This window comes from uncultured Brevundimonas sp. (assembly GCF_963977465.1).
GTDB lineage: Bacteria > Pseudomonadota > Alphaproteobacteria > Caulobacterales > Caulobacteraceae > Brevundimonas.
Genome location: NZ_CAXBOQ010000002.1, coordinates 282,664 through 298,007, shown reverse-complemented (window position 1 = coordinate 298,007; position 15,344 = coordinate 282,664). Strand labels below are relative to the sequence as shown.

The window sequence follows — 15,344 nt, the reverse complement described above, 5'->3', positions numbered from 1 at the left end:
TCAAATGGTTCGTCTCCCGGTCGGGAGACGGGCAGCGCTTACATCCTGAACACGCCAAACGTGGTTTCGCTCACCGGCGCATTCAATGAGGCCGAAATGGCCAGCCCCAGAACGTCGCGTGTCTGGGCCGGATCGATGATCCCGTCGTCCCAAAGCCGCGCTGTCGCATAGTAGGGATTGCCCTCGTCCTCATAGGTCTGACGGATCGGAGCCTTGAAGGCCTCGGCCTGTTCCGGAGTCCAGCTGTCGGCGTCACGGTGGACAGTGGCCAGCACCGAAGCCGCCTGTTCGCCGCCCATGACGCTGATCCGGCTGTTGGGCCAGGTGAACAGGAAGCGGGGCGCAAAGGCGCGGCCGCACATGCCGTAGTTACCGGCCCCGAAACTACCGCCGATCAGGACGGTGAATTTGGGCACCTCGGCGCTGGCGACAGCGGTGACCAGCTTGGCCCCGTCCTTGGCGATACCGCCGGCCTCGTATTTGCCGCCGACCATGAAGCCGGAGATGTTTTGCAGGAAGACCAGCGGGATCTTCCGCTTGCAGGCCAGTTCGATGAAATGGGCCCCCTTGAGCGCGCTCTCGGAGAACAGCACGCCGTTATTGGCGAGGATGGCGACGGGATAGCCCCAGATGCGGGCGAAGCCGCAGACCAGGGTGGTGCCGTACAGGGCCTTGAACTCGTCGAACTCGGAACCGTCGACCAGACGGGCGATGACCTCGCGCACATCATAGGGCGCGCGCACGTCGTCGGGGATCAGGCCGTACAGTTCCTCGGCGTCGAAGGCCGGGGCCTTCGGCTCGCGCACGTCGATCTCGACCCGTTTCACCGTGTTCAGGCTGTCGACAATGGTGCGCACGATCTCCAGCGCGTGCTCGTCGTTCTCGGCCACATAGTCGACCACGCCGGACTTGCGGCCGTGGGTCTCGGCCCCGCCCAGTTCCTCGGCCGAGATCACCTCGCCGGTCGCGGCCTTCACCAGCGGCGGCCCGGCCAGGAAGATGGTGCCCTGGTTGCGGACGATGACGCTTTCGTCCGACATGGCGGGCACATAGGCCCCGCCGGCGGTGCAACTGCCCATGACGCAGGCGATCTGCGGGATCGATTTTGCGCTCATGCGGGCCTGGTTGAAGAAGATGCGGCCGAAATGGTCGCGATCCGGAAACACCTCGGCCTGGTGCGGCAGGTTGGCCCCGCCGGAATCGACCAGATAGACGCACGGCAGATTGTTCTGCTCGGCAATCTCCTGCGCGCGCAGATGCTTCTTCACCGTCAGCGGGAAATAGGCCCCGCCCTTCACCGTCGGGTCGTTGGCGACGATCATCACCTCACGACCCGAGACTCGCCCGACGCCGCAGATCATGCCCGCGCCCGGAGCCCCGTCGGGATCCTTGTCATTACCGTACATGCCGTTCGCCGCCAGCTGCCCGACCTCAAGGAAGGGCGAACCCGGATCCAGCAACCGTCCGACCCGGTCGCGCGGCAGCAGTTTCCCGCGCTTTACATGGCGTTCGCGACTGGCCTCGGAGCCCCCCAGGCCGGCCTTGGCCACCTTGTCGCGCAGTTCCGCGACCAGGGCGCTGTTGTGAGTGTGAAGGGCCTTGAAGGCCGCACTGTGCGGATCGATCGTCGACGTCAGCTTGGGCATGAGGCTGGTTTAGGTCGGTTCACCGTCCCGGGGAAGCCGTTGCCGCAAAAGCACCTGCAGCTTTGGCGAATCGGCGCTAACTGTAGGCATGGCTCCCACCCGATCCGACCGGCTGGAACACGCCCTTCACCGCATCTTCGGTGGCGGTGCCAATACCCAGGCCAGCTGGTTCGCCCTGACTGGCGGGGAACCCCTGTTCAACGCCGGCGATCCGTCCGACGTCCTGTATTTGCTGCGCTCGGGCCGCCTTGGGGTCTTCCGTCACGAGGAAGGCCAGCCCGACCAGTTCGTCGGCGTCATCCGACCCGGCGAACCCGCCGGGGAAATGGCCATGATGGCCGGCACACCCCATACCGCCAGCATCGTCGCCCTGCGCGATTCCCAAATGGTAGCCCTGCCGCGCGAGGCCTTCTTCGAGGCAGCCCGCACCGAGCCCGACCTGATGGTCGAGCTGTCCCGGCTGATGATCCAGCGTGCCCGTGACCGCGCCACCGGCGGTGGCGAACCCAGCGTCTTCGGTTTTATCGCTGCTCGGCCCCGCCCTATCCGCGCCTTCGTCGAACAGGTCGCCGCCGCCATCATCAACCAGGGGTTCACCTGCCAGGTCATCGACGATTCGGCCCTCAGCTCGGCCTCGGACTGGTTCTCACGCGTCGAGGACGCCCACGACTTCGTCCTCTATGTCGCCGAGTCCGATGAACGCACCTGGGCCTCCCTCTGTGCCCGCCAGGTCGACCGTCTGTTCATTGTCGGCAACGCCTTGCTGGCACCGCCGCTCTATCCCCTGCCGCACAAGGGCGTGCTGGACGCCCAGCAGCGCACCGACCTGATCCTGCTGCGCGATCCGCGCATGATCCGGCCGGCCAACACCGCCATCTGGCTCGACACTGTCCAGCCCGGCCGCTGGTTCCATGTGGTCGAAGGCGACGCCGCTGACGCCGCCCGCATCGCCCGGGTCGTCACCGGCACAGCCGTCGGTGTGGTCTTCTCCGGCGGCGGAGCCCGAGCCTACGCCCATGTCGGCGCGCTCAAGGCCCTGGCCGAGGCCAAGGTACCGATCGATTTCGTAGGCGGTTCGTCGATGGGGGCGGTGGTCGCCGCCGGCCCGGCCATGGGCTGGTCGCAGGAGGAGCTGGAGCACCGCATCTGCAGGGCCTTTGTAGACAGCGACCCCCTGTCCGACATCACCTTCCCGCTGGTCGCCATGACCCGGGCCAACAAGGTCGCCGAACTGTTGAAGGACGCCTATGGCGACGTCGATCTGGCCGATCTGGTGCGCCCCTTCTTCGCCGTCTCGACCAATCTGACCTCGGGCCAGATCCTGGTGCATCGCCGCGGCCTGATGCGACAGGCCATGCGGGCCACGATCGCCATTCCCGGCGTAATGCCGCCGGTGGTCATCGACGGCCAGGTTCTGGTCGACGGGGCCGTGCTCAAGAATTTCCCCACCGACGTAATGCGCCAGATGAACAGCGGACCGGTCGTCGGCTGCGACGTGTCCCGCACCCGCGGTGTCGACCCGGCCCTGATCCAGCAGCCGCAGTCGATCTGGAACATGATCGTCTCCGGCTCATGGAAGCGCGGACCGCCGATCGTCTCTATCCTGATGCGGGCGGCGACCCTGACGTCGGATTCCGAACTGGAACAGTCGCGCGCAGCCACCGATGTGCTGATCCAGCCCACACCCGAAGGAATCGACATCCGCGACTGGAAGGCGTTCGAACCGGGCGTCGCCATCGGCTACCAGGCTACCCGGGATGTCCTGGCCACCCTGGACCGCCCGATCACCGACCTGCGCAGGCGTCAATCGGTCACCGCCGACGCGCCACCAGAAACAGGCGCGGAAACGGCAACAGGGTCACCCCGTCGAGACGTGGCGGGAAAGCCTCGGAAAGCGCCGCGCCGAGCGCCGAAACGAAAGCCGCCTGCATAGGCGCATCCCCCTCCAGTGCGCTCAGATAGGGACGCAGGGCCGTGCCCTTCATCCATTCAAGCACCGCATCGCGCCCGGGCAGGGCGTGTAGATAGGTTGTCGCCCAGATGTCGACGGCCCCGCTGACGGCCGCCAGCACGTCGTAGTAGACCTCGGTCGATAACAGGGCTGCCATCCGCGGGACGTCTGCCAGCACCCCGGCCCACGGCCCCTCAGCCGCCACCGTACGCAACAGACCATGATGCCGGGTATCGTGAGCCATCGGCATCTGCACCGCCAGAACCCCGCCCGGGGCCAGAGCGCCGACCAGTCGCGTCAGCAAGTCCTGATGGTCCGGCAGCCAGTGGAGCGCGGCGTTGGAGAAGATCAGGTCCACCGGACGCGCCGGGCTCCAGCCACCGATGTCTCCCAGCACCCAGTCGATATCGTCCTCGCGCTGTGCCGCCTCGGCGAGCATGGCAGCGCTGGTGTCCAGTCCGTGCACCACGGCCGCGGGATGGCGGCGCTTCAGCAGGGCGGCATGCTGTCCCGCCCCACAGCCCAGATCCCAGACCTCGCCGGGGTCCAGTCCCGCAGGCAGGCGCAACAGCAGATCCAGGGCGGCGCGATCGCGCTCGTCATCGAAACGGCCGTATTGTCGGGGATCCCATACGGGGGTGGCGTCGGTCATGGCCGGCTTGCCTCCGTCCGCGACAGCAATGGTACCGCCTCTCAGGCTTGAACTGAGGACCTCCGGTTCCACAAACCGGCGCTCTAACCAACTGAGCTAAGGCGGCGCTATCGACGCGAGGGGCGTTCTCTATCGGGACTTCCCGACCCGATCAAGCGACCGGGCCGGTTTTATGTCCGGACGGGGTCAGTTCCAGCCGCGGCTGGCGATATACTGCTCCAATGCGGCGATCCGCGCGCCGTCGGACGGATGGGTCGAGGCAAACTCCGGCGTCGCAGTCTGGCGCTGCTCTCCCATCAACCGCCACAGGGCGATCGCTTGCGAAGGGCGGTAGCCGGCGGCCTGCATGTAGTCGACGCCCAGCCGGTCGGCTTCCAGCTCGTCACGGCGCGAATAGCGCAGCAGGAAGCCGTACTGGGTGATCACCCCGGCCAGGCCGCCAGCGGTGTCGCCATAGCTGCCCACGCCGCTCTGGATCAGGCCGCCGAGAGCACTGCTGGAAGCCCGCTCGGCCCCGTGGCGCGCGACGATGTGGCCGACCTCATGGCCGATAACCGTGGCCAGTTGGTCGTCATTCTTCACCAGGGCCAGAAGTCCGGTGGTCACACCGATCTTGTAGGACGGCAGCACGAATGCGTTGGGGCTGTCGCTGACGAAGACCGCGTATTCCCAGTTGCGGTCGCCCAGGCGCGCGCCGTCAACGATTCTATCACCGACACGGCGAAGGCGTTGGTTCAGGGCCGCATCGCGCGACACCGGCTGGGTCTGCAGGGCCTGGGACCAGGCGGCATCCGCCTGTCGGGCCAGAGCGGAATCATCGACGATCAGCAGCTGGTTGCGGCCCAGGGTTTCATTATAGGCACAGCCGCCGAGGGTAAGGGCGGCCAGGGCAGCGGGCAGGACAAAACGGGTCAGGGTCATAAGGGTGTCTCCGGAAAGGTCCACCGTAACGCTTTACCGTGGCAGAGGCTCCCGGCCCGCGACCGGAGGTCCAAACAAAAACGCCCCGGAGCGAACTCCGGGGCGTTTCCGATGGATCTGTAAATCCGACTACTCGAGGCGGAAGCGGGTCGTGAAGCGGACCCGGCCACCTGTGGCCACACCGTCCACCTGACGCGGAGTCAGACGGGCACTGCGGGTGCCGCGGATAGCGGCCTGGGCAAAGCCCATGCCGGTCGGCGACTCGGAAATCACGTTGCAGTCGCTGACGCTACCGTTGGCCTGAACCTGGCAGTCCAGGGTCACGGAGCCTTCCTCGACGTTGCGCTGGATGGCGCGATCGGGGAAGTCACCCGCTGGACGACGCGACCAGGCAGGGTTGGTCACGACGGCCGGACGCGGCGGCGCAGGCGGTGCCGGCGGAGGCGGCGGACCGGGGACGATCACGGGCGGCCCCGTATATTCGACTCGGTCTTCCTTCTTCGTCGGTTCGATCGGCAGCGTGACCGGCGGCGGCGGAGCCTGGGTGTTGATCACCGGTTCCCGCACCTGAAGCTTCGGCGGGGGCGGCGTGTCAGGCGGCGGCGGCGGCGGAGGCGGCGGCGGCGGCGGAGGCGCAGGTTCGATCAGTTCCACATCGACGGCGTCGTCGCTGTAGTTGAATTCCTTCAACACGAACTTTTCGTTGTAGAGCCAGAGACCGGCCATCAGGTGAATGAGAACCGACATGGTGATGCCGATAATCGCGCCTGTGGACAGGCCCTTTTTCTTCTTACGCGGTGGATCCAGAATCGGATCGCGATGGGCGTTGGTTTCAGCTGTCATACTCTCGACCGACCCCTAGGATGATTGGTCTTCGCCGACCAGAGCAACGCTGTAGAAGCCGTTGTCCTGGAGAGCGTTCATGACCTGCATGAAGTCACCGTACCGCGTCTGCTGGTCCGCGCGGATGAAGATCCGCTCTTCGGCCGGGTTCCGACGGCCAATCTGGGCCGTCAGGTCCGAACCGATGCTGCCGATATCCGTCCTGAAGTCGCCGATGAAGACATCGCCATCGTTCTGGATCGAAATAAACACCGGCTTCGGCGGATTTTGCTGCGGCGGCGCGACGGCTCGCGGAAGGGTCACCGGCACCGACACGGTGGCGAGCGGGGCCGCCACCATGAAGATGATCAGGAGAACGAGCATGATATCAACGAAAGGGGTGACGTTGATGTCGGAGTTCGCCTCGACGTGATACTTCCCGCCGCCGGAACCTGAAAGCTTGGCGGCCATCCGTCTTACGCCCCCTTGTCGAGTTGACGCGAGATGCCGTTGATCAGCTCAGCGTTGAAGCCGTCTGACCGCGTGCCGTAGCTCGCAATCCGGGTGTTGAAGTAGTTGTAGAAGATAACGGCCGGGATAGCGGCGAACAGGCCGATACCGGTGGCGAGCAGGGCCTCGGCGATACCGGGAGCCACGACCGCCAGGTTGGTGGTGTTGGACTCGGCGATGCCGATGAACGAGTTCATGATCCCGTAAACGGTACCGAACAGACCCACGAACGGTGCGGTCGAACCGGTCGATGCCAGGAACTGCTGACCACCCGACAGGCGACCTGCAAGACCGGCCTGGACTGCCGCGACGGCGGTCTGGGCGCGGAGCAGGGCCGAATCCCGGTGATCACCGGTGACGCTAAGGCCAGCCTGACGCGACAGTTCGACTTCTTCGGTGGCCGCGGCGGCCATATCAGCCAGCGGGTTACCGTCGAAATCGTCCGAGGTGGCGACGCGACGCATGTCAGCGATGGTGCGGGCCCCGCGGAAAGCTTCAAGGAAGCGGTCCGTGGTGCGGCCGAGCGCGCCGAACTCAAACATTTTGATCAGCAGCAGGGTCCAGGAGAAGACCGAAGCCAGGATCAGGCCGATCATCACGACCTTAACGACCATGCCCGCGTCCATGAACATGGAGATCGGGGTAATGCCGCCGCCGCCGTGACCGACAGTGTCGGCCACCGTTACCGGTGCATCAGCTGCTGGAGCAGCGTCAGCGGCCGGAGCCGGCGTGGCAGCCGCTGCGTCAGCCGCCGGGGCGGTCGCGGCTGCGGGTGTTGCTGGGACCGCATCCTGCGCGAGGACCGGCGAACCCGCCATGAGCACGGCGGTGCCGGCCAGAGCGAGAAGCGTGTTCTTCATTTTGCTATCGAGCATAGTTCGCCAGTTCCTGCTTTGGTCTGACTCGTGAAAGCCTAACAGGATCGTCGCCACGAGCGCGGTCGACCCCAGTTGAAAATGTTGCCCGAAGGCGCGGTCCGAAAACCATCGACTGCGGAACGCCTGCTTACGCATCCAGTTGCCTCGCGACTTCTGGAAGCTATGTCAAGCGCCCTTGATTAGCACGCTCTCGGATGAGAGGCCGCTAGAATTACGGAGCGGTAAGGCTCCTTTGAAGAACCCATACCGGAGCGTCAAGTGCCGAAGGGCTCTTTTCCCCTCTCGGGGGAGTAGGTTGGCAGTTAACCGCACAATTCTGGGGAAAAACCGGAGTTTGCAATGATCCTGCACCGCCCCGGCGGCTTTCGCGCGCAATATTTTACCGTTTAGCCAGCGGCGGCCAGTCGGGCAGCCGCTGCGGCGGAAACGTCTTCGGATTTATCACGATCGACCAGATCGAGGGCCGCCTCCAGCGCCGTGAACAGGCTTGCGGCAGCGATCGGCTTGGTCAGGTGACCGTTGGCCCCCGCCTTCACCGCTGCCTCGGCGTGTTCCGGCATTGCATTGGCGCTCAAGGTGTAGATCGGGGTCGCAATTCCGCCGTCGGCCTGCTCACGAGCACGGATCAGTCGAATGGCGGTCAGCCCGTCCATCACCGGCATCTGCATATCCATCAGGATCATGTCGAACGCCTCCTTCTCGTACAGGGCCACCGCCTCGGCCCCGTTCTCAACGCAGGTCAGATCGACGCCCGTGCCGTCGAACAGAAGCTCCACAACCTTACGGTTAATCGGATGGTCTTCCGCCAGAAGCACCCGCGGCGCTCCGGCCTCCTGTGGGCGGGCGTGAACCTGTCGGTTGACCTTGACCACGGCCCCCTCCGGTGCCCGGGCGAGATTCAATGTAAGGGTGAAGGTCGAGCCGACCCCGGGTTCGGAATCGGCTTCCAACACGCCCTCCATGGCCTCGGCCAGCGCCCGGGAAATCGCCAGGCCCAGACCGGTCCCGCCGAATCGACGGGTTATCGAGCCGTCCGCCTGTTCGAAGCGCTGGAACAGCCGGGCCTTGAACTCGGCGTCAAAACCGATTCCGGTGTCGGTGACAGAGATGATCACCGCACCGTCGTCGGTCTGGATGGCCTTTAACGTGATACTGCCCTCGCCGGTGAATTTCACCGCATTGGACAGCAGATTGCTGACGACCTGCCGAATTCGCACGACATCCCCGACAAAAGCCCCGGCCAGCGCCGGAGCGACCATCAGATTGAAGTCCAGGGCCTTCTGCCGTGCGCCCGTTTCGAACAGGGCCACAACGCTCTCCAGGCAACCCTCCAGATCGAAGGCCTCGGCCTTCAGCTCCAGATGGCCGGACTCGATCCGTGCAAGGTCCAGAACATCGGTCAGCAGCGTTTCAAGGGTTTCGCCCGAAGTTGCGATCAGATCGACCATCTTGGCCTGCTCCGGCGTCAGATCGGTCCGTGCCAAAGCCGCATTGATACCGATTACCCCGTTTAGCGGCGTGCGGATCTCGTGGCTCATATTGGCCAGAAACTCACTCTTGGAGCGGTTGGCTTCATCCGCCAGCCGGGTCGCGGTCTTCAGCCGGCGCGCCTGTTTGATTTGCCAGAACAGGACCCCGACCAACGACGCCAGCAGGATAAACGCCAGGGCGATGAAATAGCGACCGAACAACAGCATCCGTGCATCCGCCTCGGCGAGGGCGCTCGCAGAAACCAAAGCCTTGCGACGCTCGGCCAGTTGAACCTCGAGGCTGCCGGTGACCTGATGGATGCCGCTGCTGAAGGTCTGCAACTGCAGAACGTTCTCCATCTGATTGTATTGTCGCAGTTTGACGAAGGCCTCGGCAACCCGCCCCTCGGCGAACAGGACCTCGGCCTCCGCGTTCAGCAGGGCGACGTTCCGGACCGCATTGTCGCCGGCTTCAGCGCCCAGACGCCGAATCACTTCGAAATCGCGCCGCGCACCGTGCGGGTCGCCGGTCTGGGCCCGGGCGATGGCCCGCAGCCGGAGAAGACTTGTCGTCATGGCCGTCGGGTTCGCCAGCTCGGCATCCACCGGGGCGACACACTGCAGAACCCCACGCGGCTGCGCCCGGTCACTGGCCATCCGGGCACAGAGATTGATGTCCCAGAGTCGCAGACTGTGCATCCCGGTGCGCTCCGTCAGCCGATGATGGGCCGTCGCCAGCTGGTCTGCGATCTCGTAGTCACCGCTCAGCGACGCCATCTTGGCCAGGTTGTACAGGCTGTCGAAATCAGGCCGCGGATAGAGAGGGTTGGTGAACTCCACCTCAAACCGGTTGAAGGCGGCCGCGCTGCCCTCGTAGTCATGAATTTGCATCAGGCCCATGCCGACCACTTCCCAGATGCCAGCCCGGGCCGTGTCGACCTGGGGGCCAGACATCGGAATGGCCGACTCGGCGTCGGTCAGAATTCGCAGGGCCTGTCCGGTCTGGCTTTCCTCAATCAGTACGAGCGCCTGCAGGCGGGCGGCATGAGCCCGGGTGAACCAGTCCAGCTCGGTCGAATGGATCCGGGCGATTTCCGGTACGGCCGTCAGATCGCCCTGGGTGAACCGGGACGCGAGCGTATTCAGGCGGGCGACCACCTCATAGCGGGCATCGTGTTGACGGGTCGCCGCCGCAGCAAGCCGAGCATTCCATAGCTGAGCTTTTTCATAGTCCGCCTGGGACTGAAACATCCAGGCGACATGGTAGAGTCGGTTCAGTCCTTCACGGTCGTTCCTCAACAGCGCCGCGTCACCGAACCGTTCCAGCGCCGCGAAATCGGTCTGGGAGGCACGCGCTTCAACCACGCCGGCGAGGGCCAGCGTCTGACTGGCGGCCTTGGCACGCCCGTCTGCCGCCGCCGCGTTCGCGCCGTTGGGAAACAGAAGCAGTCCCAGGCACAGGACGCAGAGTCGGAGAAAAGACAAGATTGGAAACCCGCAAGCGAATGACACGACGGTCTGCACGCTGCACGATCAATGATTAAGATATCCCCGTATCCGGGACGGCGTCCGTGGCGGTCCGGGTCTGTTCGCCGCCCCCGGCGGGTCCCCGGTTGGAGGGGAATTGTTCGGGATCGGGGGAATGGTGCCTGGGGGCGGATTCGAACCACCGACACGCGGATTTTCAATCCGCTGCTCTACCAACTGAGCTACCCAGGCGCGCGCACCGGCTCGCGGGAGCGGCGTCTATAGGCGAGGCCGCCGGGGCTGTCCATAGGACTTTGAGACGAACCGGACGCCGAATCCGAAGTCCTTCACCCTGCCCCGGTCACTCGGGTTCGACCTCATCCTCCGCAGACCCATCGGGACCGACCGGAATGGCGTAGCCGCCGCTGAACCAACGCTGCAGATCCAGGTCGGCGCAGCGCTTGGAACAGAACGGCTTGTATTCGGGCACCGCCGGGCGTTGGCGGCAGATCGGGCAGTCGGCCATGGTCAGTCCTCTTCAATACGTGCGGCTCCTGAGGCCGGACCTGGCGCAATCCGCAGCGCGGCCCGCGGGCCCAGCCGGGCCACCAGCGGGGCGGCGATGGCGGCTTCGTCCGGAGCGCAGACGGCGGTGAACCGCGGTGTCGCGGTATCGTCCAGCAGGCGATGACGCAAGGCCCGTACCGTATCCAGCGCCCGGTCCTCGACCGTCCGGCCCAGCACAGACTCGATCGGCCGCAGTCGCCACGGCAGCGACAGCGACAGGACGCCGAATCGATTGACCGGGCCGATCACCACCGCCGGATCACCGCCGAAGACCGTCTTGGCTGTGCGCTGAATCATCTCCCCGTCCTGGCCGGTCCCGACCAGGTCGATGGCTACCAGTCCGCCCCAGCGCTTCAGCCGGATCAGCCGCGCCGCCTGCACCAGGCCCTCGCGATTGGCCCGCTCGCGGCCCTTGCGCGCGTCGCGCCCGGCAACCGGCGCGAAATCAATGTCGACGGCAATGAGGGCCCGGGTGCGTTGCACCGCCAGATCCAGTCCGACGCCCGGAATCACGGTCGTCTGGCCCAAGGCGGCCTCCACCGCCTCATGCCCGGCCGCGATCGCTGCCAGGCCGGTCTCGACATTCGCATCGGGCGCAAGAGAAGCCAGTTGCGTGGCCACATCGGGGCCCGCCTCCAGCAACCGGGGCGTCCCCTCCCCCGATCCGATTTGGCGCAGCCCCGGCCCCTTGCCGTCGCGCGGTTCGGCGGTGACCTCGACCTCGATCCGGTCTCCATTGCGGACCGTGGCCTCGCGCCCCAGCGGCAGAAAGCCCACCGGCTCGCCCGCGCCCAGATCGACGAAGGCCCCGCGCAGCCCGGCGTTCACCTCGGTGACGCGCCCGACGGACCGCGCGCCCAGCCGATGCTGCGGCACGTCACTTTCGCGCTGGATCAGAAGATGTTCGGGCAGGCCGTCGCGGAAGACCATGCCCCGGGTTTCGCCGGGCATGGCGTCGAGGAAGACCTCGACCGCCGCGCTCACGACCGCCGCCAGCCCATGCCGGCCAACAGATTGACAGTCTCCGGCAGGGGCAGGCCCATCACGGCCGGATGACTACCGACAATACGCAGGATGAAGGCCCCGGCCGGACCCTGGATGCCATAGCCCCCGGCCTTGCCGCGCCAGTCGCCGGTGGCGACATAGGCGGCGATCTCGGGCTCAGACAGGCATTTGACGCTGACCCGGGTGTCGACCACCCGGCTGATGATCCGATCACCGGCGGCCACGGCCACAGCGGTGAAGACCCGGTGGTTACGGCCGGACAGCTGACGCAGAAAATGGGCGGCCTCGGCCTCGTCGGCGGCCTTCTCCAGCAGGCGACGACCCAGGGCCACCACCGTATCGGCCGCCACGACCAAAGCTTCCGGCGACCGGGCAGCCACGACAGTCGCCTTGGTCCGCGCCAGCCGTACGGCCAGACGCGACGGCGTCTCGTCTTTCAGCGGGGTTTCATCGATGTCGGCAGGATCGATACGATCGGGGACGATCCCGACCTGCGCCAGCAGTTCGATGCGGCGCGGACTGGCCGAAGCCAGAACCAGGTCAGGGCGCACCCCGGCGGCGGGCATTCGCCCGGCCCCTATTTGAAGCGATAGGTGATGCGGCCCTTGGTCAGGTCATAGGGCGTCATCTCGACCAACACCTTGTCACCGGCCAGCACGCGGATGCGGTTCTTGCGCATCTTGCCGGCAGTGTGGGCGATGATCTCGTGGTCATTCTCGAGCGTCACACGAAAGGTGGCGTTCGGCAGCAGTTCGCTGACGACACCGGGAAACTCGAGCAGTTCTTCCTTAGCCATGCGGCCTCTCGCGCCCTGAAAATACGGTTCGCGACCCACACCGGGCGGAGTGTGAGCCAAAAAGAGGGCGCCTCATGCACCAAAATGTCGGGTTAGTCGAGTTCAGCCGCGCCGGTATAATGCCGTCACCAGGGTGAACAGTCGCCGCGATGTCTCATGGTCGATGGTGATCTTGCCGTCCAGCCGCGCTTTCAGCAGCTCGGCCCCCTCGTTGTGCAGGCCACGACGGCCCATGTCGACCGATTCGATCTGGCTGGGCGACGAGCCGCGCAGGGCCTCGAAATAGCTGTCGCAGATCAACAGATAGTCCTTCAGCACCTTCTTCATCGGCGTCAGTGACAACACATGGGCCCGGGCGAAGTCCGGACCGGTGATGTCGAACACCAGCCGGCTGTCCTGCAGCGACAGGGTCAAGGCATATGGGCCGCCCTGCCCGCCGGCCGGCTCGAAACTGTTGGTCTCCAGCAGGTCAAAAATGGCGACACGGCGTTCATGCTCGATTTCGGCATTGGCGGCCGGCAGGGTTGCCGCGTCCAGTTCAACCGACGCCAGTCTGCACTGGTCGCTCACGCCCCGACCGCCCCGGACCCGACGTCATCACCGTCATCGCCATGCACTGGCGAGATCCGGGCTGGCCAGCGTTCGGACAGGTCAGCCACCACGGCGTCCAGACATTCCACGTCAATACGCAGGTCGCCGCCACCGGCGAACATCAGGATGACCCGCCCGCCCGGGGCTTCGCCCGGTTCGAAATCGATGGCCAGAAGCTCCAGCGCCGTCTCGGGACCACGCGGCAGACGCCGGCTTTTGACCGCCACCACATCGCCGAACTGCATCGCTGCCATGACCCGCGTGCCCCCGCATTCCCAGCAGAACCGGCTCAGAGTGATGGTCACCGTGCGCGCAGCCGGCTCCCAGGTCACGTCAGCCGGGCGCAGGATGGCGTCTTGCAGCGCCGCCGACATAATCTGCAGATCGATCGCATCCTCGGCCAGCAACCGCAGTGGCGGGGGTGGCGTCGCGGGTACAGGGGGAACAGTGTCAGTGTTCATGGCCATCTCCTCCGAGCCGGCGGATATCGGCCCCGCAGGCGCTCAACTTCTCTTCCAGCCGTTCGAAGCCGCGGTCCAGGTGATAGACCCGGCCGACCGTGGTCTCTCCCTGCGCTGCCAGTCCGGCAATGACCAGACAGACCGAGGCCCGCAGGTCGGTGGCCATCACCGGAGCCCCGTGCAGGACCTCGACACCGGTCACCTGGGCTTCGCCGGCGTGGACCGAAATCTCGGCACCCAGTCGCATCAACTCCGGCGCGTGCATGAACCGGTTCTCGAAAATGTTCTCGTGGATGATGCTCTCGCCCTCGGCGAGGGTCATCAGCGCCATGAACTGCGCCTGCAGATCGGTGGCGAAGCCCGGATAGACCTCGGTCGTAACATTGACCGCCTTCAGCCGCACGGCCGGGTCGCGCCGGACGATGACCCCGTCTTCGGTCGGGATCACCTCGACCCCGGCCTCGATCATGCGCGCAATCAGGGCCTCGATCAGACCCGGCCGCGAGCGCGTCAGCCGCACCTCGCCGCCGGCCATCGCCGCAGCGACGGCATAGCTGCCCATCTCGATCCGGTCCGGAATCACCGACCATGTGGTGCCGCCCAGCGTCGTCACACCAGTAATGGTCAGCACGTCGGTGTCGATACCCTCGATCTTCGCGCCCATGGCCACCAGGCAGCGGGCCAGGTCGCCGATCTCCGGCTCCATGGCCGCGCGTCGCAGCACGGTCGTGCCCCTGGCCAGTACGGCGGCCAGCAACGCGTGTTCGGTGGCTCCGACCGACACGAACGGAAACTCGATCTCGGCCCCGGTCAAGCCGTTGGGGGCGGTGGCGGTGACATAGCCCTCGTCCAGTTCGATCTCCGCGCCCAGAGCAGTTAGCGCCTGAAGGTGCAGATCAACCGGCCGCGCGCCGATGGTACAGCCGCCTGGCAGCGAGACCTTGGCCTGGCCAGTGCGCGCCAGCAGCGGGCCCAACACGTTGAACGAGGCCCGCATCTGGCGAACGAGGTCATAGGGAGCGAAGGTCGAGGTGATCTCGCGCGCGTGGAACAGCGTCTCCTGTCCGTCGACCCCGTCACGTTCGGTGACCTCGACGCCGAACTGGCGCAGCAACTGTCCCAGGAATTTGGTGTCCGCCAGACGCGGCATGTTGGTCAGCAGCAGGGGCTGGTCGGTCAGGATCGACGCGGCCATCAGCTTGATGGCTGAATTCTTGGCACCGCTGATGGGGATGGTCCCGTTCAGCTGATTGCCGCCCTGGATGGCGATACTGTCCATTGGATCCTTGAAGCGCCCGCCGCGGGGGCGCCGGGGGGCGGCTATCTAGCCCGGAGGCCGGTCAGAGCGAAAGTCCTCGCGCAACAGTGGCGATGACTTTCAGTTCCGTTCCTTGACGGGCCGGGGCGGCGCGGCCGCCTTGCGCCGACGCAGATTATCCCGCAGCGCCGCCGCCAGTCGTGCATTCCGCGCCGTCGTGGCTGCGGAAGGCGGCTGTGCGGGGGTTTCAGCGGGGGTGACAGGCGGTTTCGACATGGTGACTATCAGAGACCCGGCAAAACTTTTGTTCAAGCCTTGGAAAAGAAGGCTTCCCCCCCGGGAGTGGTTTG

At 65.8% G+C, this 15,344-nt stretch carries 14 protein-coding genes, 2 tRNA genes and 1 pseudogene; 1 reads left to right on the top strand and 16 read right to left on the bottom strand.

The window, feature by feature from the left end:
- Positions 1 to 38: 38 nt before the first annotated feature.
- Complete coding sequence (locus AAC067_RS05390) at positions 39 to 1,646, bottom strand: carboxyl transferase domain-containing protein (protein ID WP_339930325.1); 1,608 nt, start codon at positions 1,644 to 1,646, stop codon at positions 39 to 41.
- A gap of 88 nt (positions 1,647 to 1,734) precedes the next feature.
- Here AAC067_RS05390 and AAC067_RS05385 point away from each other — a divergent pair, with 88 nt between their 5' ends.
- The gene (locus AAC067_RS05385; protein WP_339930323.1) at positions 1,735 to 3,579 is read left to right on the top strand and encodes a patatin-like phospholipase family protein; all 1,845 of its coding nucleotides are present in this window, start codon (positions 1,735 to 1,737) and stop codon (positions 3,577 to 3,579) included.
- Positions 3,580 to 3,829: 250 nt separating this feature from the next.
- Here the strand turns inward: AAC067_RS05385 and AAC067_RS05380 are convergent.
- The 15 genes and pseudogenes from AAC067_RS05380 to murA all read right to left on the bottom strand — a co-directional run.
- Positions 3,830 to 4,249, bottom strand: a pseudogene (locus tag AAC067_RS05380) (methyltransferase domain-containing protein); the annotation flags it as partial.
- A gap of 29 nt (positions 4,250 to 4,278) precedes the next feature.
- Positions 4,279 to 4,355 (bottom strand) — tRNA-His (locus AAC067_RS05375).
- An 80-nt stretch (positions 4,356 to 4,435) separates the two neighbouring features.
- Positions 4,436 to 5,170 carry a M48 family metallopeptidase gene (locus AAC067_RS05370; protein ID WP_339930321.1) on the bottom strand — a complete coding sequence of 245 codons (735 nt, stop codon included), beginning with the start codon at positions 5,168 to 5,170 and terminating at the stop codon, positions 4,436 to 4,438.
- A 129-nt stretch (positions 5,171 to 5,299) separates the two neighbouring features.
- Complete coding sequence (locus tag AAC067_RS05365) at positions 5,300 to 6,013, bottom strand: energy transducer TonB (protein WP_339930319.1); 714 nt, start codon at positions 6,011 to 6,013, stop codon at positions 5,300 to 5,302.
- A 15-nt stretch (positions 6,014 to 6,028) separates the two neighbouring features.
- Positions 6,029 to 6,463 carry a biopolymer transporter ExbD gene (locus tag AAC067_RS05360; protein ID WP_339930317.1) on the bottom strand — a complete coding sequence of 145 codons (435 nt, stop codon included), beginning with the start codon at positions 6,461 to 6,463 and terminating at the stop codon, positions 6,029 to 6,031.
- 5 nt (positions 6,464 to 6,468) lie between these two features.
- Complete coding sequence (locus tag AAC067_RS05355) at positions 6,469 to 7,377, bottom strand: MotA/TolQ/ExbB proton channel family protein (RefSeq protein ID WP_339930899.1); 909 nt, start codon at positions 7,375 to 7,377, stop codon at positions 6,469 to 6,471.
- Between the two features lie 389 nt (positions 7,378 to 7,766).
- Positions 7,767 to 10,334: an ATP-binding protein gene (locus AAC067_RS05350; protein ID WP_339930315.1), complete on the bottom strand. Its 2,568-nt coding sequence runs from the start codon at positions 10,332 to 10,334 to the stop codon at positions 7,767 to 7,769.
- 158 nt (positions 10,335 to 10,492) lie between these two features.
- A tRNA-Phe gene (locus AAC067_RS05345) sits at positions 10,493 to 10,568 on the bottom strand.
- Positions 10,569 to 10,677: 109 nt separating this feature from the next.
- Positions 10,678 to 10,842 carry a DNA gyrase inhibitor YacG gene (gene yacG / locus AAC067_RS05340; RefSeq protein WP_339930313.1) on the bottom strand — a complete coding sequence of 55 codons (165 nt, stop codon included), beginning with the start codon at positions 10,840 to 10,842 and terminating at the stop codon, positions 10,678 to 10,680.
- A 2-nt stretch (positions 10,843 to 10,844) separates the two neighbouring features.
- The gene (locus AAC067_RS05335) at positions 10,845 to 11,867 is read right to left on the bottom strand and encodes an RNA-binding protein (protein WP_339930311.1); all 1,023 of its coding nucleotides are present in this window, start codon (positions 11,865 to 11,867) and stop codon (positions 10,845 to 10,847) included.
- Positions 11,864 to 12,454, bottom strand: a complete 591-nt coding sequence (locus AAC067_RS05330) for a nucleoside triphosphate pyrophosphatase (protein ID WP_339930309.1) — start codon at positions 12,452 to 12,454, stop codon at positions 11,864 to 11,866. Before AAC067_RS05330 ends, AAC067_RS05335 begins: the two co-directional genes overlap by 4 nt.
- A gap of 11 nt (positions 12,455 to 12,465) precedes the next feature.
- Complete coding sequence (infA, locus tag AAC067_RS05325) at positions 12,466 to 12,684, bottom strand: translation initiation factor IF-1 (RefSeq protein WP_003164348.1); 219 nt, start codon at positions 12,682 to 12,684, stop codon at positions 12,466 to 12,468.
- Positions 12,685 to 12,786: 102 nt separating this feature from the next.
- A complete protein-coding gene (locus AAC067_RS05320; protein ID WP_339930307.1) occupies positions 12,787 to 13,254 on the bottom strand; it encodes a UPF0262 family protein in 468 nt (155 codons plus the stop codon).
- A complete protein-coding gene (locus AAC067_RS05315; protein WP_339930305.1) occupies positions 13,251 to 13,736 on the bottom strand; it encodes a DUF2948 family protein in 486 nt (161 codons plus the stop codon). Before AAC067_RS05315 ends, AAC067_RS05320 begins: the two co-directional genes overlap by 4 nt.
- The gene (murA, locus tag AAC067_RS05310) at positions 13,726 to 15,015 is read right to left on the bottom strand and encodes a UDP-N-acetylglucosamine 1-carboxyvinyltransferase (RefSeq protein WP_339930303.1); all 1,290 of its coding nucleotides are present in this window, start codon (positions 15,013 to 15,015) and stop codon (positions 13,726 to 13,728) included. The genes AAC067_RS05315 and murA overlap by 11 nt, the downstream gene beginning before the upstream one ends.
- Positions 15,016 to 15,344: the final 329 nt, after the last annotated feature.